The organism is aff. Roholtiella sp. LEGE 12411 (assembly GCF_015206995.1).
In the GTDB taxonomy this organism is placed as follows: Bacteria; Cyanobacteriota; Cyanobacteriia; order Cyanobacteriales; family Nostocaceae; genus Komarekiella.
Window position 1 is genome coordinate 1 of the sequence record NZ_JADEXR010000114.1, and the last position, 19,195, is coordinate 19,195.

The 19,195-nt window shown below is 40.9% G+C and carries 16 protein-coding genes; 10 read left to right on the plus strand and 6 right to left on the minus strand.

The genetic code is table 11. The features are described from left to right. Window positions 1–309: 309 nt before the first annotated feature. The gene (locus tag IQ246_RS21180; RefSeq protein ID WP_370588532.1) at window positions 310–1,569 is read left to right on the plus strand and encodes an ABC transporter substrate-binding protein; all 1,260 of its coding nucleotides are present in this window, start codon (window positions 310–312) and stop codon (window positions 1,567–1,569) included. Between the two features lie 89 nt (window positions 1,570–1,658). Then, window positions 1,659–2,978 (plus strand): glycoside hydrolase family 10 protein, encoded by a 1,320-nt coding sequence (locus IQ246_RS21185; protein WP_370588533.1) that lies wholly within the window; start codon window positions 1,659–1,661, stop codon window positions 2,976–2,978. A gap of 138 nt (window positions 2,979–3,116) precedes the next feature. On the opposite strand, the gene IQ246_RS21190 is transcribed toward IQ246_RS21185, so the two are convergent. Continuing rightward, a complete protein-coding gene (locus IQ246_RS21190; RefSeq protein ID WP_194005310.1) occupies window positions 3,117–3,776 on the minus strand; it encodes a Uma2 family endonuclease in 660 nt (219 codons plus the stop codon). Window positions 3,777–4,069: 293 nt separating this feature from the next. Here IQ246_RS21190 and IQ246_RS21195 point away from each other — a divergent pair, with 293 nt between their 5' ends. Together IQ246_RS21195 and IQ246_RS21200 are read left to right on the plus strand one after the other, a co-directional pair. Further along, window positions 4,070–4,645, plus strand: a complete 576-nt coding sequence (locus IQ246_RS21195; protein WP_194005311.1) for a TRAP transporter small permease subunit — start codon at window positions 4,070–4,072, stop codon at window positions 4,643–4,645. Further along, window positions 4,629–5,966, plus strand: coding sequence for a TRAP transporter large permease subunit (locus IQ246_RS21200; RefSeq protein ID WP_194005312.1), 1,338 nt, complete (start codon window positions 4,629–4,631; stop codon window positions 5,964–5,966). Before IQ246_RS21195 ends, IQ246_RS21200 begins: the two co-directional genes overlap by 17 nt. A gap of 155 nt (window positions 5,967–6,121) precedes the next feature. On the opposite strand, the gene IQ246_RS21205 is transcribed toward IQ246_RS21200, so the two are convergent. The 5 genes from IQ246_RS21205 to IQ246_RS21225 form a co-directional block, all read right to left on the minus strand. Beyond that, entirely contained in the window at window positions 6,122–7,225 is a 1,104-nt protein-coding gene (locus IQ246_RS21205) for a TRAP transporter substrate-binding protein (protein WP_194005323.1), read from the minus strand. A gap of 80 nt (window positions 7,226–7,305) precedes the next feature. Further along, complete coding sequence (locus IQ246_RS21210; protein WP_194005313.1) at window positions 7,306–7,911, minus strand: Uma2 family endonuclease; 606 nt, start codon at window positions 7,909–7,911, stop codon at window positions 7,306–7,308. 143 nt (window positions 7,912–8,054) lie between these two features. Further along, window positions 8,055–9,329 carry a pentapeptide repeat-containing protein gene (locus tag IQ246_RS21215; protein ID WP_244142109.1) on the minus strand — a complete coding sequence of 425 codons (1,275 nt, stop codon included), beginning with the start codon at window positions 9,327–9,329 and terminating at the stop codon, window positions 8,055–8,057. 681 nt (window positions 9,330–10,010) lie between these two features. Continuing rightward, complete coding sequence (locus tag IQ246_RS21220) at window positions 10,011–11,486, minus strand: pentapeptide repeat-containing protein (RefSeq protein WP_194005315.1); 1,476 nt, start codon at window positions 11,484–11,486, stop codon at window positions 10,011–10,013. Between the two features lie 141 nt (window positions 11,487–11,627). Continuing rightward, window positions 11,628–12,335, minus strand: coding sequence for a pentapeptide repeat-containing protein (locus IQ246_RS21225; protein WP_194005316.1), 708 nt, complete (start codon window positions 12,333–12,335; stop codon window positions 11,628–11,630). A 482-nt stretch (window positions 12,336–12,817) separates the two neighbouring features. Here IQ246_RS21225 and IQ246_RS21230 point away from each other — a divergent pair, with 482 nt between their 5' ends. From IQ246_RS21230 to IQ246_RS21255, 6 genes are all read left to right on the plus strand, one after another. Further along, the gene (locus IQ246_RS21230; RefSeq protein WP_194005317.1) at window positions 12,818–14,059 is read left to right on the plus strand and encodes an FAD-dependent oxidoreductase; all 1,242 of its coding nucleotides are present in this window, start codon (window positions 12,818–12,820) and stop codon (window positions 14,057–14,059) included. A 315-nt stretch (window positions 14,060–14,374) separates the two neighbouring features. Next, window positions 14,375–15,622: an ABC transporter substrate-binding protein gene (locus tag IQ246_RS21235; RefSeq protein WP_194005318.1), complete on the plus strand. Its 1,248-nt coding sequence runs from the start codon at window positions 14,375–14,377 to the stop codon at window positions 15,620–15,622. Between the two features lie 6 nt (window positions 15,623–15,628). Further along, the gene (locus IQ246_RS21240; RefSeq protein WP_194005319.1) at window positions 15,629–16,579 is read left to right on the plus strand and encodes a branched-chain amino acid ABC transporter permease; all 951 of its coding nucleotides are present in this window, start codon (window positions 15,629–15,631) and stop codon (window positions 16,577–16,579) included. A 34-nt stretch (window positions 16,580–16,613) separates the two neighbouring features. Next, window positions 16,614–17,216, plus strand: coding sequence for a Uma2 family endonuclease (locus IQ246_RS21245; protein WP_194005320.1), 603 nt, complete (start codon window positions 16,614–16,616; stop codon window positions 17,214–17,216). Between the two features lie 19 nt (window positions 17,217–17,235). Further along, window positions 17,236–18,186, plus strand: a complete 951-nt coding sequence (locus tag IQ246_RS21250) for a branched-chain amino acid ABC transporter permease (RefSeq protein WP_194005321.1) — start codon at window positions 17,236–17,238, stop codon at window positions 18,184–18,186. 23 nt (window positions 18,187–18,209) lie between these two features. Then, a complete protein-coding gene (locus tag IQ246_RS21255; protein ID WP_194005322.1) occupies window positions 18,210–18,998 on the plus strand; it encodes an ABC transporter ATP-binding protein in 789 nt (262 codons plus the stop codon). Window positions 18,999–19,195: the final 197 nt, after the last annotated feature.

The window sequence follows — 19,195 nt, forward strand, 5'->3', positions numbered from 1 at the left end:
CCCCATGCCCCATGCCCCATCCCTACGAGTCAGTTCACGAATCAAATCGGATTACTATAGGATATACCTAGCTTTTACTTAGATGCAAAGATGTACTTGTTTAATTGTAGATATTCGCTGGGAAAAACCCTAACTTAAAATAACTGTGCAACGCTGGATCAAGGTTCCAAAGTTATAGTAACCAAACTAGAAGAATTAGTTAATTATTTAATCAACATCATGTCCAACTTTTTTTCGCCTTCCCGCCGCAATGCCAAGCGAAAAAGAAAAAAAGTACTACAGTACTTGAGGAAATTACTGCTTATATTGATGGTGGGCATACTAGCCTTAGCCGGATGTCAGGTTATTTTGCCCGGCCTTAAAGAAACTAAAGTTACTCATGTGACTCTGTGGCAAGGTGTGAATCCACCACCAAATCGGGATGTATTACAAAAGCTGGTAGATAAATTTAATCAAACCCATCCAGATATTCAAGTAGAGTCGCTTTATGTTGGGCAACAAGATCAACAAATGCCCAAAATTTTGGCAGCGGTGGTAGGAAATGCACCCCCTGATTTGTTGTGGTATAATCCAACGATTGGCGGTCAATTGGTGGAACTTGGTGCGCTTTTACCTTTGGATGAAATGCTGGCAACTTCACCAGTAAAAGCCGAAATCGACCCTACTTTGTATGCATCAATGAAATACAATGGGAAGATTTGGTCAGTACCCTTTGCTACAAACAATGTGGGTATTTTTTATCGTCCAAGTTTGTTCAAGGCAGCAGGGATTACTGAATTACCCCGCACTTGGGAACAGTTTCAGCAAGTTGCGAAGAAATTAACTCGTGATACCAATGGTGATGGACAGATAGATCAATATGGGATGTTTCTACCTTTAGGGAAGGGAGAATTTACAGTGTTCACCTGGTTGCCATTTATGTGGAGTGGTGGCGGCGAACTGGTGAGTGGAAATTCGCAGAATGCAGCAGAAGTAGCGCTGAAAGATAATCAAGGGGCGATCGCAGCTTTGCAATTCTGGCGTAATTTAATTACGGATGGTTCCGCTGTTTTATCTGGCCCCGAACGGGGTTATGAAACGGATGACTTTCTTGCTGGGAAGGTGGCGATGCAATTAAGTGGGCCTTGGACTCTGGGACAATTGCAAGAGACTGGTGTCGATTTTGATGTTTTGCCGATTCCTATTGGGCAAAAACCTGCAACTAGTATTGGTGGTGAGAATCTGTTTTTATTTAAAACAACACCGAAACGAGAGAACGCAGCATTTAAGTTCGCTGAGTATGCATTAAGTGAGGAATTTCAGACAGAATTGGCGCGGGGAACTGGCTATTTACCTGTGAATATCAAGTCTCGTGGAAGTGCAAAATATCAGGAATTTATTCAGAAGTTACCACAGGTGAAGGTATTTTTAGATCAGGCAAAGTATGGGCGATCGCGTCCAATTTTTCCTGGTTACAATCGAATTTCGGATAGTTTAGGTCGAGCAATTGAATCTGTATTGTTAGGTAAAAATTCACCCTCTGGCGCATTACAAGCAACCCAGCAGCGCTTAGATTTGATTTTCAAATGATAAATGATTATCCTTGCAATTGAGTCAATAACCAATGAACTACTACCAATTCACCAATCCTTTAGTAAGTTTAAATGCCTGTAGACTATATAGCTAGAAGATTCCATCACAAAAACATGCGATGGCTTGTGTGGGTAGCTAACGCATTATTCAAACCGATAAAATTAAGTTTTTCTCCTGAAGGCTGGCGGCGTAGACGCGCAGAAAAGTCCGAACAGGGACTTACTATTGGAACTTGTCGTCAGAAATTGCTCAAGTGTTTCTTCCCGCTCCTGGTTTTGATATCCTTGGTCATAGTATTGCTAGTTGATAATTTTACCCCTGCGATCGCGCAGTTACCTCGTCAAGAGATTCGCGGGGTTTGGATGACCAACAATGATTTTGATACCCTCAAAAATCGAGGCAAAGTGCAAGATGCTGTGAGCCAACTGCGACAGCTAAATTTCAATACTATCTATCCTGTAGTATGGAATTCTGGTTATGTGATGTATCCCAGTGCCGTGGCACAACGTACAGGTATCCAACCATTCGTCTTGCGAGGTGCAGATGGACATGATATCCTCGCAGACTTAATTACCCAAGCCCATCGCCAAGGACTACTCGTAATTCCCTGGTTTGAGTTTGGTTTTATGGCTCCCCCAACATCGGAACTAGCGTTGAATCATCCAAATTGGTTCACGCAAAAACGGGATGGTAGCCAAACTTCAATTAGCGCTGCGGGTGAGGTGATGTGGCTCAATCCTTTCCATCCACAGGTGCAACAGTTTATTAGCAATCTCGTGCTGGAAATCGTCACGCAATATGATGCCGATGGTATTCAGTTTGACGATCACATGAGCTTGCCTCACGAATTTGGCTATGATGAATACACGGTTGACTTGTACACTAAAGAAACTAAAAACAATCCCCCTACCAATCCTCAAGATCAAGCATGGATACGCTGGCGAGCAGATAAAATCACAGCGTTTATGGTACAACTTAATCAAGCTGTGAAAGCCGTAAAACCTCAAGCAATTTTCTCTGTTTCTCCCAATTACTACGACTTTGCTTATAAATTTCAATTGCAAGACTGGCTTGCTTGGATACGGCTCGATATTGTGGACGAGCTAATTGTGCAAATTTATCGTCCTAATTTGCAAAGTTTTATCGCTAATATTTCCCGCCCGGAAATTCAAGAAGCTCAACAAATTATTCCAACCGGAGTTGGTATTATGACAGGCTTACAAAATAATCAAGTTCCAATACAACAAATTAAGTCACAGGTGCGGGCAGTTCAAGAACGTGGTTTGGGCATAGCTTTCTTCTACTACAAAAGCCTTTGGGATGATACTCCAGAACCTTTACCTGAGCGTCAAGCTGCATTTAAAACATTTTTTCCTGCTCCCGCGTTTCGCTCTGCAATGGAATAACCTTTTAGCATAGGTGCATAGACTAGACGTCAGTCCCTAATTAATTTATTCAATTCATAACAAGTTTTTGGTACGAACGCAGCACAAGACAATAGGATTCTCTTCGACAAAACTGGGTTGACTTATACGACAGCCTCTTCACTTATTATCCGCTTTTAGCCCCTGTTCAAATTCATCAACAGCTTGAATTGAATCTGAAATTGAAATGCATTGCTCTAGCAAGGAAATTTCTAATTCTGGCAGGATCTCACTTGTTGTTATTTGCTCATACCCATAGGTATCAGGGTAAACGGTGGCAAGCTCAGTTTGGGAATTGTCCCGTAGGTGGTGTAGCTTAAACTGGTTTTTCTCCCAAAACCAAACTTCTGCAACTCCTAATCTTCGGTAGATTTCCAATTTACTTATGTTGCCACTGGTAAGAACTACTTCTATGGCTAAGTCCGGTACACTTTTCTCTTCACCTATGCAGTAACATTCGTCTGGTTCTGCACCTGCTTTTTTTGCTTTGTTTCTAAAAGTAGAACTTCCCATAGGTACAAAACGAATACGCTTGCTGTAAAAGAAACGCTCTAACAGCATCCCTAAATTCGTTTTGATTTTTTCATGCCTGATTGATGGCGACACTATCTCTAATATTCCATCTAAATAAGTAACACGGTAATGAGAGTTGTTTTCTAGTTTGACTAGTAACGATTCATAGCTCTGCCAACTTACGCCACTGCTGATAAATCTTTCTTCTGGATCTGAGGTCTGACCCAATTCTGGCTCATCAATTAGTTCTTTAAGACTGCTGACCATTGTCAATTCTCCCGTTTATCTTTTGGCGTTAGCGTAGCTTGCCGTAGGCATCGCCTCTCTTGACAGTCCACTCCTACCATTGCTTAAGAGGTTGTTTGAAAAGTCTAATTTATTACTCACCGGGCGACTGGAAGTCGCGGCTACACAATCAAAACCCACCTTTGTGGGTTAAAACATACTGTAACCTAGAGTTGTAGTCCTTTCAATGCGAACATTTGATAGCGGCTAGGAATTAGCGATCGCAAAGTATAAACTTTAGCCCGGTTAAAGCGTTTCCAGAGGTAAGACAAGCATTGGATAAATTGTTAAAAATATCAAGAATTATTGATAGTTGCACTGAACTTATCGGTCGATTTACTAGTTGGCTGGTGCTAGTAATGGTCATACTTGGTGTGTGGAATGTTGTCGGACGATATTTGGGGCGGATTACTGGCAATAACTTCACCTCCAACGCTTATATAGAAGCTCAATGGTATATCTTTGATTTAGTTTTTTTGTTGGGAGCAGCTTACACCTTAAAGCATAACGAACACGTCCGCGTTGATATTTTTTATAGTAATTGGCAGCGTCAGCGGAAGGCATTTGCAGACTTGCTAGGAACGATATTTTTCTTGATTCCATTTTGCCTGATAGTGATCATTTTTTCTTGGGATGCGATCGCCGCTTCGTGGCAAATTCGGGAATTATCATCTGATCCTGGTGGTTTGCCTCGCTACCCCATTAAAGCCATGATTATTATTAGCTTTATTCTATTAATTTTTCAAGGAATTTCTGAGGCGATCAAAAACTTGGCGATTCTCCTTGGCGTAACGTCTCATAGACAAGGAAGACTAGAAACCCAGGAGAAAGATCATGACGCTGGCTTATGAATGGCTGGGGCCAGTGATGTTTGCCGGCGCGTTGCTATTGCTGTCATTGGGATATCCAGTAGCCTTTTCATTGGGTGGTGTGGCGATCGCATTTGGAATTTTGGGAATTGGACTGGGTACATTTGATCCAGTATTTCTCACTGCCATGCCACAGCGAATTTTTGGCATCATGGCAAACTATACCCTGTTAGCTATCCCTTATTTCATCTTCATGGGGGCAATGCTGGAGAAATCCGGGGTAGCAGAGAGGCTGTTAGAAACGATGGGGATTCTGTTGGGAGGTTTGCGTGGTGGACTGGCTTTAGCTGTGGTGCTGGTGGGTGCGCTGTTAGCAGCAACCACTGGTGTAGTGGCGGCGACAGTTGTAGCAATGGGGTTGATTTCCCTGCCGATTATGCTGCGTTATGGTTACAACAAAGAATTAGCCGCAGGTGTGATTGCTGCATCGGGAACCTTGGGGCAAATTATCCCGCCGAGTGTGGTGTTAGTAGTACTGGGCGATCAGTTGGGTGTATCGGTAGGCGATTTGTTCATTGGTTCAGTGATTCCTGGCTTGCTGATGGCGAGTGCTTTTGGCTTGCATGTACTGATTGTGGCATTTTTGAAGCCAGATTTAGCACCAGCTTTACCTGTCGAAGTGCGAGAAATTGGTGGCAAAGCCTTGGCAAAGCGGGTAATTCAGGTGATGCTGCCGCCTTTAATACTGATTTTCTTGGTACTGGGTAGTATCTTTTTTGGCATTGCCACGCCGACGGAAGCTGGTGCAGTGGGTTGTGCTGGGGCGATCGCTCTTGCTGCTGCTAACCGTAAACTTACTTTAGAATCTCTGCGTCAAGTTTGTGATGCCACCTTGCGAATCACCAGCATGGTGATTTTTATCCTGTTTGGTTCCACAGCCTTTAGTTTAGTCTTCCGAGGATTGAATGGCGATCAATTCATGTTTGATGTTCTTGCCAATCTTCCCGGTGGCAAAACTGGCTTTTTGATTGTCAGCATGGCGGTGATATTCATCCTCGGCTTTTTCATCGACTTTTTCGAGATCGCCTTTATCGTCATTCCCTTGTTTGTCCCAGTTGCCCAGCAGTTAGGCATTGACCTAGTTTGGTATGGTGTAGTATTGGGAGCAAATTTACAAACTTCTTTCCTTACTCCTCCCTTTGGTTTTGCCCTGTTTTACTTGCGCGGTGTTGCACCGCCAGAAGTCACCACAGCCGATATCTATCGCGGTGTAATACCGTTTATTCTGCTGCAACTGTTAGTGTTGGTGTTAATTATTGTCTTTCCAGGCATTGTCAGTTTCCTACCTTCTTTGGGAAACTGAAGATATAGGAATGAGCGATCGCTAGTGTGGTTTGAGGAGCCACGTAAGTAGCTCCTCAAACCACACAAATTCTCATTTTTAGCCTTAACTGACCTGTATTAGCTCGATGCCTACTGCGATCGCTAAATTAGTTTCTTGATTCTCCTAATTCCTGATCAGGTGTTATTGTTTGTCACAAAATTGGCAAAGCTCAACTCGTTAACGCGATTCCAGTTATACACACTTTGCCGAAACGTTTTCCATTGTTCGTAAACTTGTTTGAAAGTTGCATCTTTGCTAGCATTTTCGTTGAATAGCTCAAAGGAGATTTTTTGTGCTGCTTGCATAATCTCTGGGCTGTAGGGAGTAAGCTTAGTACCACCAGCTAGCAACCGCGAAAGTGCTTCCCCATTCAAAGCATCATATTCACTGAGCATATTTAAGTTAGCCTCTAAAGTCGCTGTCTTAAAGATTTCTTGGTACTCCTTGGGTAGGCGCTTCCAAGCATTCAAGTTAACTAACACATCTAAAGTTGGCCCTGGTTCCCACCAGCCAGGATAATAGTAGAATTGCGCGGCTTTATTTAGACCAAGTTTCTCGTCATCGTAAGGGCCTACCCACTCGGCTGCATCGATTGCTCCTCTATCTAGTGCTAAATAAACTTCGCCTCCAGGTAATACTTGCACATTCACCCCTAAACGCGACATAACTTCTCCACCCAATCCGGGAATTCGCATTTTCAAACCTTTGAGGTCAGACAAAGATTTAATTTCTTTTTTGAACCATCCCCCCATCTGTGCACCAGTACTGCCGGCGGGAAAATTAATCACGTTGAAGTTAGTATAAATTTTCTGTATAGCTGCTAATCCACCACCGTGATAAAGCCAAGCATTTTGCTGTTGGGCATTTAAACCAAAAGGTACGGAGGTGGCGAAAGCTAAAGCCGGATTTTTGCCGATGTAATAGTAGCTTGATGTGTGACCACATTCAACAGTTCCGGCTTGCACAGCATCGAGTACTTGCAATCCTGGTACCAACTCCCCAGCCGCAAATGGCGTAATCTTGAAACGTCCGTTGGTCATTTCCTCAACCCGCTTAGCAACTGTATTAGCACCGATAAAAGTACCCAAAGACTTGGGCCAGCTGGTCGCCATCCGCCAACGGATATTTGGTAGTCCAGCTTGCACACTAGGAGATGTACTAGTTCTGGTACAAGAAACTAGGGTAGCAGCAGTTGCCGTAGCGATCGCACCTGTGTTGATAACCTGGCGGCGTTTCATCATTATTAATTATTTCAAGTAGTCAGAATTTTAAGCTAATACTGCCCCTAATAACACCTCGTCAACCTGATAGAAATTAGTTAACGCGGAAGGATGTCATCTAGGCAAAGTTGGAGACGGGGTAAAAGTGGTGAGTTAATTGATTGGTTGAGTCGGTATTGTTGTTGAGTATAGGTGTCTTCAACCAATTGATAGACAGTGAAAGTAGGTTGTTTGGGTTTACCAATAAATGCCACACCGCCCAAACCGCGGTAGTCTACAATCCAATATTCAGAAATGCCTAAAAGAGCATATTCCTCAACCTTCCGAGCATAGTCTGTTTCCCAGTTGGTGCTAACGACTTCAACCACCAGTTGAATCGAGCGTCCCAGGGTAATCACGGGTTCTCGCTCCCAAAGGGGTTCACGATCGAGAACGGTTTCATCGAGAACCACAACATCAGGACGACGAGCCGTAGCAACATCTGCGAAGGGATAAATTAAGCAATTGCGAGGAATAAACCAAGGGAGTTTTTCTGCAACAAGGTAGATACCAACTTGGGTTGCAAGTTTGCCACTCACTGTTTCGTGCGGGCCTGTGGGTTCCATGTCAATTAGTTCTCCGTCTGCCAATTCATAACGGTGATTGTCTCGATATTGATAGAGAAAATTCTCAAATGAGAGCGTTTTTGAGGATATATATGTCATTTTGCGTAAGGATTCAGGTAGAGTGTTTACTCATGCTACCTAATAGTAATGAGTGACGGATATTGAAAATTATCCATCACCCATTATCAAAAGATTATTAACCAAGTAATTAGCTTAATGTTTAATTAAGTTTCGGCTTTTTATTAACGCCAATGCTTGGGTACTTCAAGATTTTCTGGCAGAATAGTTGTGCGATCGCCTATTGCCAATTCAATCTGCTCTGATTCTAAATGTTCAGATTTGCTCAAGTTGGCTCCAGACAAATTTGCTTTTTGTAGAAATGCTTCTAGTAGGTTAGTTCCAGTCAGGTTTGCCTCTTGTAACTTAGCCTCATACAAGTTTGCTTCTTGTAGGTTGGCTTCTTGCAGGTTGGCTGTACTGAGCAATACACTTTCTAGGTTAGCTCCAATCAGTTTTGCCCTTTGCAAGTTACTTCCAATCAGGTTAGCTTCTTGGAGATTGCTGCCCTCAAAGTTTACTCCACAGAGGTTGGCATCACAAAGAATTGCTCCTTCCAAATTGGCATCATAAAGGGTTGCTCCTTCTAAATTGGCATCATAAAGGGTTGCTCCTTCTAAATTGGCATCATAAAGGATGGCCTGAGCAAGATTAGCTTTTCTAAGGACTACTCCTTGCAGATTGGCTTCTGGGAGGATTGCTTTTTGTAAGTTGGCTTCATATAGGATTGACCCACAAAGATTGGCTTCAGATAAGTCTGCTTCAGAGAGGTTTACTCGTATTAGGTTGACCCATTGCAAGTTGGCTCCTATTAGGATCGCTTTAGAGAGGTTGGCGTCCATTAAGTCTGCACCACTGAGGTCTGTATTGCGTAAATCCAGTTTCTGATTGATTGGATCATTTTGTGAATCGCGTCGTCCAATCACAGTCAAGGCTGTTTGAATATCTGTAGGAAGTTTTAATAATTCCTCCGACTCAGCCTCATCTTCATTTTCATGCTTAACTGGGGCATTCTCTCGGATAAAAGCAGCGAGGATTTCCATGATTGTCCAATGGTCTTTCGGAGAATCCTTTGCAATTCTTTCTAAAGCATAAATAGCAGCAAATCTTGTTTCAATCTTTTCATTTCCTAGCTGTTCAATTGCTTTAGAAAATCGTTCTGGAGCAAATTCCTCTAGATTTTGTTGTTTATCGTTGATGCCCATTCCGATATTTTTATCCCAACCTAGTACCCCATGAAGGTGTTTCGTTAATACACTCTGATCAATGCCCAGAGATAGCTTTGAGGTAAAATAAGCATTAATACTAACTGCCAAACCTCCAAAAAATATGGCAATTATTGTTAATAATTGAGTGATATATTCGATTTTTTGCTGATTTGATACCCCTTGAATATCTGAGAATAATGAGTAAGTTAAAGTTAATGGAAAAATAAATATAACTGAAATAATTAACAACATACTTGTTATTTCATTGGTCTTGATCAAGGACATGTGATGAGTCCTCATATCTGACTCCTTAGGTAAGTTAATTTAGGTTCATCCTATGAGGTTAAGTCAATATTTGATACCGTACAAACACGGATAAAATTACCATTCAAAAAACTGCTACATCAGGAATTATCTATCTATTCCCATCAATTATTTATATAAACAATATGAATCAGGCGAGTTAACAGAGTCCAAAAGCCTTGCATTACTAATGTGCTAACTGGAAGTAGCAGAACTATATCAAAAAAATCTACTAGGTAAAGGCTTGAGAAAATACAGGTGTTTCAACCTTAAAACATCTTGAATCACATAGATAGTCTTTCTCATTTACCAACATCAATTAATGGGGGTACAAAAATGTTGCATCTCTATGAAGGATCTGTATTCTACGCAGTTGAAAACGGTGAGAATATTTGTATAACTAATTACAAAAAATCAGCAATAAATCTTAATAATTACTAATTACCTAGAGTTGAAGTTGATGAAGTTAAGTAATTAGCCAGATTAGTGCCAATGTGTTGGTGCTTCAAGATAATCAATCGTCTGAATATTTCTCATCTCCACAATTATTATGGAGAGTTTGGTAGAAACTATAGAATTTCGTGAAAACGGTAGAATGCGCCCAAATAACTAAATTGATGGTCAGATAACTTAACTAGATTGTCGCCAGTGTGTTGGTGGTTCCATGTAATCGGGTAGGCGAGTTGTGCGATCGCCAAGTGCCATTGTAATCTGTTGTAATTCTAAGTTTTTAGCTCCTGTCAGAACTGCCCCTTCGAGTTTGACATCCCCAAGGTTTGCACCAGAAAGGTTAGCTCCCATGAGGTTTGAGCGAGTCAGGTTGGCTTGATAGAGGTTTGCTCTCTGGAGGTTAGCTCCGATGAAGTTTGCCTGATAAAGGTCAGCTTCAGTTAAGCTGGCTTCCGAGAGGTTAGCAAAATAGACATCTGTTTGCTTAAGTTTAGCTGCATTCAGATTTGCCCCAGAAAGGTCGGCTCCATTCAGGTTGGCTCCAGAAAGGTTGGCTCCAATCAAACCCGTCAGGTGCAAGTTGGCTTTACCAAGCTTTGCTCCTTGCAAGTTAGCTAAGAATAGCTTGGCTCCAGAAAGGTTGGCGACTTTCAAGGTTGCTTGTTGCAAGTTAGCTTTATAAAGGTTTGCTCCTTTTAAGTTAGCTGCACGCAGACTTGCTCCAGAAAGATTAGCTGAACGCAGGTTTGCTCCAGAGAAGTTGGTACGATTGAGGTTTGCTCTTTGTAGGTTGGCTCCAATTAGACTGGCTTTTCGCAATTTTGCTTCATAGAGAATAGACCCAATGAATTTAGCGCCATCAAGATTTGCTTCACATAAATCAGCTCCGCGCAGGTCGGCTCCACTAAGATCAGATCCGCGTAGGTCTACTTGTTGGAAGTTGACTCCTAGCAAATCTGCTCGTCTAATGTCTGTATTACGTAAATCAAGTTTTTGATCTTTTGGGTCTTCGAGTGCATAACGCCGACCGATGACAGCCAAAGCTGCTTGAATATCGGTGCGAATTTTGGGCAATTCTTCATGAAGATTTTGATCTGAGTACGGTTTAGGACTTATCTCACCTCTACGCCTACTTGTGTAAACCTCTGGTGAGTATTCCAAGTGTTGTTGCACTCTCTCCATCGACTGGGTTGATGCATTTTCTCGCACGAAGGCTGTCAGGATTTCCATGATTGTCCAGTGTTCTTTAGGAAAATCCTGAGCAACTCGTTCCAATGCATAAATTGCACCTGTCCGAGTTTCAATTTTCTCATGCCCAAGCTGTGCGATCGCCGCCATAAAACGTTCTGCAACCAACCTATCTTGATTGAGTTTGGCATTTTGAATGCCAACTTCTAGAGTTTTTTCGGCTGCGATCGCATTTTTATGCATTGATTGGGCACGCTTTGCCGTATAGTAAGCATTAAACATTACTGCCGATGCCAGAAAAACTATTGCAGCAGTTGTTAAGGCTTGGTTTCTATACTGTATTTTTTCCTGAATTGACAATTCCTTGATACTGGACAATGCGAAGAAAATTACAGTCAATGAGAGGGCAAATATAACTGTTATGGCTATTAACCAATTCAACAGAGCGTCTGTCTTATTAGCAGACATGGCAGAAATATTCCTCACAATCCAGAATTATTACTTAGATGTTAGGAAAAAATAGTATAGCATTTAGCTGATAATTTTACTATGTCTCAAAAGACTTATTTAAATTCACGAAATATATCCTATCTTTATCCGCTTGATGTCTTAATTAGAGAATTTGGCTTCTCTGAGGTTTGCGCCATCGAGTATAGCATCATCAAGATTTGCTCTATGCAGCCTAGCTAGATATAGATTTGCCCGATTTAAGTTGGCTCTAGACAGGTCTGCTCCTTCTAAGTTAGCCGCACTAAGAATTGCTCCCTCTAAATTAGCTCCAGAAAGGTTTGCCCCTTCTAAGTTAGCCGCACTGAGGATTGCTCCCTTTAGATTGGCTCCAGAAAGGTTTACCTCAGAGAGGTTAGATAGATAAAGATTTGTCTGTTCTAGGTTAGCCCCATTCAGATTAGCTCCTCTCATGTCAGTGTGACTCAAATTTAGTTGCTCATCTTTCGGGTCTTTTTTTACATCTCTGCTGGCGATAACTGTAAGAGCTACTTGAATATCTGTACGAACTTTTGCTGATGGATTGCTCATTATTCCTTGGAGCACATAAGGAGAATTTACCCGCACAAAAGTAGTAAGAGTGTCCATGATCACCCAGTGGTATTGTGGATAATCTTGAGCGATTTGCTGTAAATCTGGAATTACAACCAGACTGGTTTCTATCGAATTATTCCCCAACTGTTCAAGTGCTATTTTTAAACGTTGTTTTGACGACCGATGCTGAGGATTTATAACCTTGTCCTGAGCAGCAACTATCTTAAGGAATATTTTTGACAACAGGCTATTTTTCTTTGGCAAAATAGTTTTCATAACTTGATAACCATTAAAAATTACTATCAACACAATTACAGTTTTGTTAATATAGTGGTGTATGCTATTGTTCCATATAAGGTATATTTTTGAATATTAGTAAATCTAACTAATAACGGAAAAATAAAAGAGAAAATATAGCTGTTCGTTAAGTAAACATAGATAAAAATGCACATTTGCTAAGCTCATCAGTTATGAGTTTACTAAGGATTGTGGATTTAATAACCTACAACTTTCGTAAGGTACGTTACCCTATGGCAGGGCGTAGCCTAACAAACAAAAGTTTGGCATTTTGTTTAATCCACGTTCCTTACTAATCTTCATTCTTCACTGACAACTGAGGCTGATCATGAAAATTTTGATCTATTTATGTTTAATTACTAAACTGTGTTGAAAGTAGAGATGTTAAAATACAACGTCTCTACAGAGATTCTCGGTAACTTCGTTATTATCCCGCCTCAAAATCAATTCCGAATGTACAAATGCAGCAAAATTTACAACCGATAGTTAAAGACCTAGTGTTGATTGGTGGTGGGCATAGCCATGCCATTGTCCTAAAAATGTTTGGTATGAAGCCATTACCCGGAGTACGTTTAACTTTGATTACTGTAGCTTCAGATACAGCTTACTCGGGGATGCTCCCAGGACACATTGCTGGATTTTACAGCCATGATGAATGTCATATTGACTTGCGGAACTTAGCAAACTTTGCTCAAGCACAATTGTATATTGACCGAGCGATAGCCCTTGATTTGGAGAATAATAAAGTTGTTTGCGCTAACAGACCTGCTGTAGATTTTGATGTGCTTTCTATTGATATTGGCAGTACTCCTGCAACGATAACTGTAGCAGGTGCAGCAGAATATGCAACTGCGGCTAAGCCAGTATCACAATTATTAGAAAATTGGAATCGACTAGTTGAAACTGTTAGTAAAAATCCTCAAGAATCAACTAGCATTGCAATTGTGGGTGGAGGTGTTGGCGGTGTAGAGATGGCGCTATCAATGCGAGCTAAATTACATCAGATATTGCATCAAACTCAACAACCAATTCCAAATTTAGTAATTCATCTATTTCAGCGTGACACAGAATTGATGCCCAATTATCATCAATCGGTACGGCGTCAAATTCAACAAATTTTAATCGAGAAAGGTATTAAGCTACATCTTGGGGAAACTGTGTGCAAAGTTGCACCACAGAACCTTACTCTTAATCCTTCTGGGCTTGCAGAAAGGGAAAATGGAGAAGTATTTGAGGTTAAATGTGAATCTGGGTTGACGATAGAGTGCAATAAAATTTTTTGGGTAACGCAAGCATCAGCACCTGAATGGTTAAAAACATCTGGGCTAAGGACTGACAAGCAAGGCTTTATTCTGGTAGAAGACACGTTACAATCTCAAACGTATCCGCACATATTTGCTGCTGGTGACATTGCAACAATGATAAATCATTCCTGTCCAAAAGCTGGGGTGTTTGCTGTCCGCCAAGGTAAGCCTTTGTTTGAGAACTTGCAACGGATTTTATTAGGCCAGTCGCTTAAACCTTATAGACCACAGAAAGAATATTTGAGTTTAATTGGTACAGGAGATAAACGAGCGATCGCTACAAGGGGTACTTTTAATTTACCACCTCACAAACTATTGTGGTATTGGAAAGATTGGATTGACCGCCGCTTCATGAAACGCTTCAGCAATTTACCACAAACAGAGGCACAGAGGGGATGATAATGATTTATTATATAAGCAAATTAGCACCAATGATTACTTGAGCAGTATTTTTACAATGGGAGCTGCTTTTCAGAGTGTACTAGCGATCGCCACCATTTCCTACGCCATATCAGATCAAGTCAAAGAACCACTCTAGCGCTGATTACAATAATTTGTGTTGACAAACACTTTGAAATTTTGTCTTTGCATGGTCAAATAAAAATGATTTAATAAAGTTCTTGCAAAAGTGTAAATAGCCTCAAATGGTTCGTGCATTGTTACCTTCACTATTAGTTTTTGCAAGATATCTAATCACTACATGACTATTCACCGATGAAAGACTCTATTGCTCGTACAACAGCATTATTATCTACTTGCGCTGTGTTGCTGACAGCCTGTGGCGGCGGTACTCAAACTGGTACTAATTCGGCAGGTAATACCGCCAATAGTACTACAACTAACACCACAGCCACAACAAGTACATCCAGTGTTGTTCCCATCGGTGTTGCTGTTGCCCAAACTAGCAACGTCGCATTACTAGGTCAAGAGCAAGTTGCTGGAGCCAAAATTGCCGAAAAGTATTTCAATGACAAAGGAGGTATCAATGGTACTCCAATTAAATTGGTGTTTCAAGATACTAGTGGAGATGAAGCCGGAGCAATTAACGCTTTTCAAACTTTAATTAATAAAGATAAAGTTATTGGTATTGTAGGCCCAACTTTATCACAACAAGCTTTTAGCGCTGACCCTGTTGCTGAACGTGCGAAAGTCCCAGTTATTGGCCCTTCAAATACTGCTAAAAACATTCCAGAAATTGGTGATTACATTGCTCGTGTATCTGCACCAGTTTCCATTGTTGCTCCTAATTCAGTTAAAGCTGCGCTGAAGCAAAACCCCAACATTAAACAAGTTGCAGTTTTCTATGCTCAAAATGATGCATTTAGCAAGTCAGAAACGGAAATTTTCCAGCAAACAGTTAAGGATCAAAAACTGGAATTAGTAACAGTACAAAAGTTCCAAACTAGTGATACAGACTTTCAAAGTCAAGCGACTAATGCTATTAATCTTAAACCAGATTTGATTATTATTTCTGGCTTAGCTGCTGATGGCGGTAATTTGGTGCGACAATTGCGAGAGCTAGGTTATACAGGCTCAATTGTTGGCGGTAATGGTCTGAACACCTCAAATATATTGCCAGTGTGTAAAGCACTTTGCGATGGTGTATTGATTGCTCAAGCTTACAGTCCAGAACATCCAGGTGCGATCAACGCTACATTCCGTAAAGCTTATGTTGACCAATACAAGAAAGAGCCACCGCAATTTAGCGCCCAAGCTTTTGCTGCGGTGCAAGTATATGTAGAAGCTCTGAAAGCTGTAGATAAAAAGAGCAAATTAAGTAAACTACCGTTACCACAATTGCGAAGAGAATTGAATAAACAGATATTATCTGGAAAATACAATACACCTCTTGGTGAAATTAGTTTTACACCAATAGGCGAAGTAGTGCAAAAAGATTTTTATGTAGCCCAAATTAAACTTGATCAAGATAAAATTCAAGGCAGATTCACCTTTTTAAAATAGTTTTACATGACTATAAACATGTTTTTGCAGCAATTGTTAAACGGGTTATCCATCGGCAGTGTCTACGCGATTTTTGCTTTAGGATATACCTTGGTTTATTCAATTTTGGGCATCATTAATTTAGCTCATGGTGCAATTTTTACTCTGGGTGCATATTTCACCTATGCGCTCATGGGTGGTAGCTTTGGATTTAACGGCTTGCTAGCTAACGCAGCCCTGCCTGTCAAATTACCATTTGCTATATCCTTGTTTATCGCAAGCACTTTGGCGGGAATGGTGGGAATTGTAATGGAACGTGTTGCTTTTCAACCTTTACGACGTCAAGGTTCTGACCCTTTGCTGACAGTAGTTTCTAGCTTGGGTGTAGCTGTAGTAATTGTGAACTTAATTCAGTATTTAGTAGGCGCAGAAAGTTACACATTCCCAGCTGATACTTACGGTAATTTGCCACCTGCTGTTAACTTTGGTACGCCAGAAAACCCAATTCCAATTCGCAGCGTACAAGTGGTAATTTTTGCCGTATCAGTGGTTTTTGTGGCAATTATTACCTACTTTATTAATAGTACTAAATATGGTAAGGCAATGCAGGCGATCGCAGAAGATCCAACCACTGCTAGTTTATTAGGAATTAATACTGATCGCTTTATTATCCTAACATTTTTCATTAGCAGTTTTTTAGCAGGATTGGCAGGGACTTTAGTCGCCTCTAGTGTTAGTATAGCTGGGCCGTATTTCGGTATTGCTTTCGGTTTGAGGGGTTTAGCGGTAATTGTCTTAGGCGGTTTAGGTAGTATTCCTGGTACGGTGCTGGGAGGCTTAGTAATTGGATTAGCAGAGGCATTTGTACCAAGCGAATACTCTGCCTTTAAAGATGCAGTCGCCTTTGGAATTTTGTTTATTATGCTATTAGTTAGACCTCAAGGTTTGCTAGGACGGCGGTTTATTCAGAAGGTTTAAGGATGCTGATAACAGATAAAGGAGGCGTAGAGCCATGACAATATTCACAAAACAGAAACTAACTTTTGAGCAGTTTCTTGAACAGTGTCCAGAGGAAGGTTTATATGAACTTGTTGATGGAGCAATTGTAGAAGTGCGTTCAACCAGAAATCATGATGATGTTGCCAATTTTATCTTGTTTGCTTTAAATGATGAAATTAAACGATTTAACTTAAATTATGTAGTTAATAATACAGCAGTATTTAAAACTGTAACTGCTAAAGGAACAGAACAAGGACGAAAGCCTGATGTAAGTGTCATAGATAAAGATGTATGGCGCTCAAATCGTTCTGCTTATTCTGCACTTGAAGTACCTATCCAGTTAGCTATAGAAGTGACATCAACTAATTGGGAAGATGATTACATTGATAAATTGGATGAATATCAACGTTTAGGTATTATAGAATATTGGATTGTAGATTATTTGGCAATTGGGTTAAGAGAGTATTTAGGAAATCCAAAAGTTCCAGCAGTGTTTGTATTTCTATTAGATGCTGAGGGGAAATACCAGCGTACACAGTTTAGAGATTCAGAGCGGATTATATCCCGAACTTTTCCTGAACTGGCGCTGACAGCAGAGCAAATATTAACAGCTTAAGAGTTGATAAAAGCTTAGAATGGATGATTTTTTGGCTACTTATGGTTCTTTAATTGTCTCTATGGTATTAGGGGCATTGCTTGGTTTATCCCTATATTTACCATTGATGGCTGGACAATTATCTTTAGCTAGCCCTGGATTTTACGCTGTTGGTGGATATGTAGCCGCAATTTTATCTACTACTGTTTTTGCTACCCCTGCTGGCAATTTATTCCCCATTCCTCTGCTGTTATTAGAAATGCTCATTGCAGGTATCCTGTGTGGTTTTTTAGGTATAGCAGTAGGAATCCCAGTACTACGATTGCGGGGAATTTATTTAGCGATCGCCACCATTGCTTTTGTAGAGGTTTTGCGAGTAATATCACTAAATATGGATATTACAGGCGGTGCGATCGGGATACCTAATATTCCTCAACCTTTCGACATTCAAATTAGTTATTTGTGGATTGCTTTACCATTACTTTTGATTAGTATGGTGTTATTTTACCGCCTAGAACGCATCCGTGTAGGAAGGGCATTTATTGCCATCCGCGAAGATGAATTAGCTGCCAGTGCGATGGGAATTAATCCCACTTCTTACAAAGTTTTAGCTTTTACTCTCGGAGCAATCCTAGCGGGAATTGTAGGCGCAATTAGTGCCCACTTTCTCAACACTTGGAATGCTCGTCAAGGTACTTTCGATGCCAGTATTATATATTTAACTTTTGTATTGATTGGTGGTTCCAGAACTTTTTTGGGGTCAGTAGTGGGAGGCATGGTATTTACCGCCTTGCCAGAAATTTTGCGAACCTTAGCCGATACAGGTGGATTACCTACTTGGCTAGCACAGTTTTTGCGAGATGGAAGATTAATTATTTTTGGCTTGCTGATAGTAACAGGCACAATTTTTTTCCCCCAAGGACTGGTGACTCCAGATATTTTTAAAAGACGCCAAATGAGAAACAAACAAAGCAGCAGAAACCAGAATTGAATGATTCATAACTAATATGCAAAATGTCGTACCCCATCCCAATAGATAATAAAAATATTGTTTTAGAAGCAAAAGCATTGACTCGCCGCTTTGGGGGTTTAGTTGCAGTAAATAATGTATCTTTTACAGTCAATAAACATGAAATTTTTGGACTGATTGGCCCTAATGGTGCAGGAAAAACAACATTGTTTAACTTGATTACCGCTTTCATTCAACCTTCGAGCGGAAAATTACTTTATTACGGTGCGGAATCCCAGTTGCGTCCCCATCAAATTGCTGCTTTAGGCATCGCCCGTACCTTCCAAAATATCCGCTTATTTGGAGAACTATCGGCGTTAGAAAATGTAATCATCGCTCGACATTTACATACAAAAAGTAGTATTATAACAGGGCTATTAGGATTACCACCAGCACCTAGTGAAGAATCTAAAAGTAAACAGAAAGCCTTAGAATTATTGGATTTAATTGGCTTAAGCGATCGCGCCGAAGAAAAAGCCAGAAATTTTCCCTACGGTGATCAACGTCGCTTAGAAATTGCTCGTGCTTTAGCCCTAGAACCGCAAATCTTACTCCTCGACGAACCTGCTGCGGGTATGAATCCCAACGAAAAACAGCAACTCAGTGGATTTATCCGTAGCCTTCGCGATCGCTTCAATTTAACAATCATTCTCATTGAACACCATGTACCATTGGTAATGGGTTTATGCGATCGCATTGCCGTATTAGACTTTGGGCAATTGATTGCTTTGGGCGAACCATCTATTGTGAGAAATGATCCAGCTGTAATTGAAGCTTATTTGGGAAACGAATAAAAAACCACGCCCACAGAGGGCGTGGTTTTCGGGCATAAGGAATAGCGCATAGAATATCTCCTTACTATTTATTGCCCCATGCCCATTGCCCCATGCCCATTGCCCAATCCCCATTACCCAGTGACCATTACCCATTTCCCATTACCCATTGACCATAGACACTTGCCCAAATAAAAAAAGAACAACCCCAGATAGCT

Bases quoted from the DNA above. Each gene is read 5' to 3' on its own strand.
- IQ246_RS21180 (WP_370588532.1), top strand. From the start codon at position 310: ATGGTGGGCATACTAGCCTTAGCCGGATGTCAGGTTATTTTGCCCGGC.
- IQ246_RS21190 (WP_194005310.1), bottom strand. From the start codon at position 3,776: ATGGTCAGCAGTCTTAAAGAACTAATTGATGAGCCAGAATTGGGTCAG.
- IQ246_RS21200 (WP_194005312.1), top strand. From the start codon at position 4,629: ATGACGCTGGCTTATGAATGGCTGGGGCCAGTGATGTTTGCCGGCGCG.
- IQ246_RS21205 (WP_194005323.1), bottom strand. From the start codon at position 7,225: ATGAAACGCCGCCAGGTTATCAACACAGGTGCGATCGCTACGGCAACT.
- IQ246_RS21210 (WP_194005313.1), bottom strand. From the start codon at position 7,911: ATGACATATATATCCTCAAAAACGCTCTCATTTGAGAATTTTCTCTAT.
- IQ246_RS21215 (WP_244142109.1), bottom strand. From the start codon at position 9,329: ATGTTGTTAATTATTTCAGTTATATTTATTTTTCCATTAACTTTAACT.
- IQ246_RS21220 (WP_194005315.1), bottom strand. From the start codon at position 11,486: ATGTCTGCTAATAAGACAGACGCTCTGTTGAATTGGTTAATAGCCATA.
- IQ246_RS21225 (WP_194005316.1), bottom strand. From the start codon at position 12,335: ATGAAAACTATTTTGCCAAAGAAAAATAGCCTGTTGTCAAAAATATTC.
- IQ246_RS21230 (WP_194005317.1), top strand. From the start codon at position 12,818: ATGCAGCAAAATTTACAACCGATAGTTAAAGACCTAGTGTTGATTGGT.
- IQ246_RS21235 (WP_194005318.1), top strand. From the start codon at position 14,375: ATGAAAGACTCTATTGCTCGTACAACAGCATTATTATCTACTTGCGCT.
- IQ246_RS21240 (WP_194005319.1), top strand. From the start codon at position 15,629: ATGACTATAAACATGTTTTTGCAGCAATTGTTAAACGGGTTATCCATC.
- IQ246_RS21245 (WP_194005320.1), top strand. From the start codon at position 16,614: ATGACAATATTCACAAAACAGAAACTAACTTTTGAGCAGTTTCTTGAA.
- IQ246_RS21250 (WP_194005321.1), top strand. From the start codon at position 17,236: ATGGATGATTTTTTGGCTACTTATGGTTCTTTAATTGTCTCTATGGTA.
- IQ246_RS21255 (WP_194005322.1), top strand. From the start codon at position 18,210: ATGTCGTACCCCATCCCAATAGATAATAAAAATATTGTTTTAGAAGCA.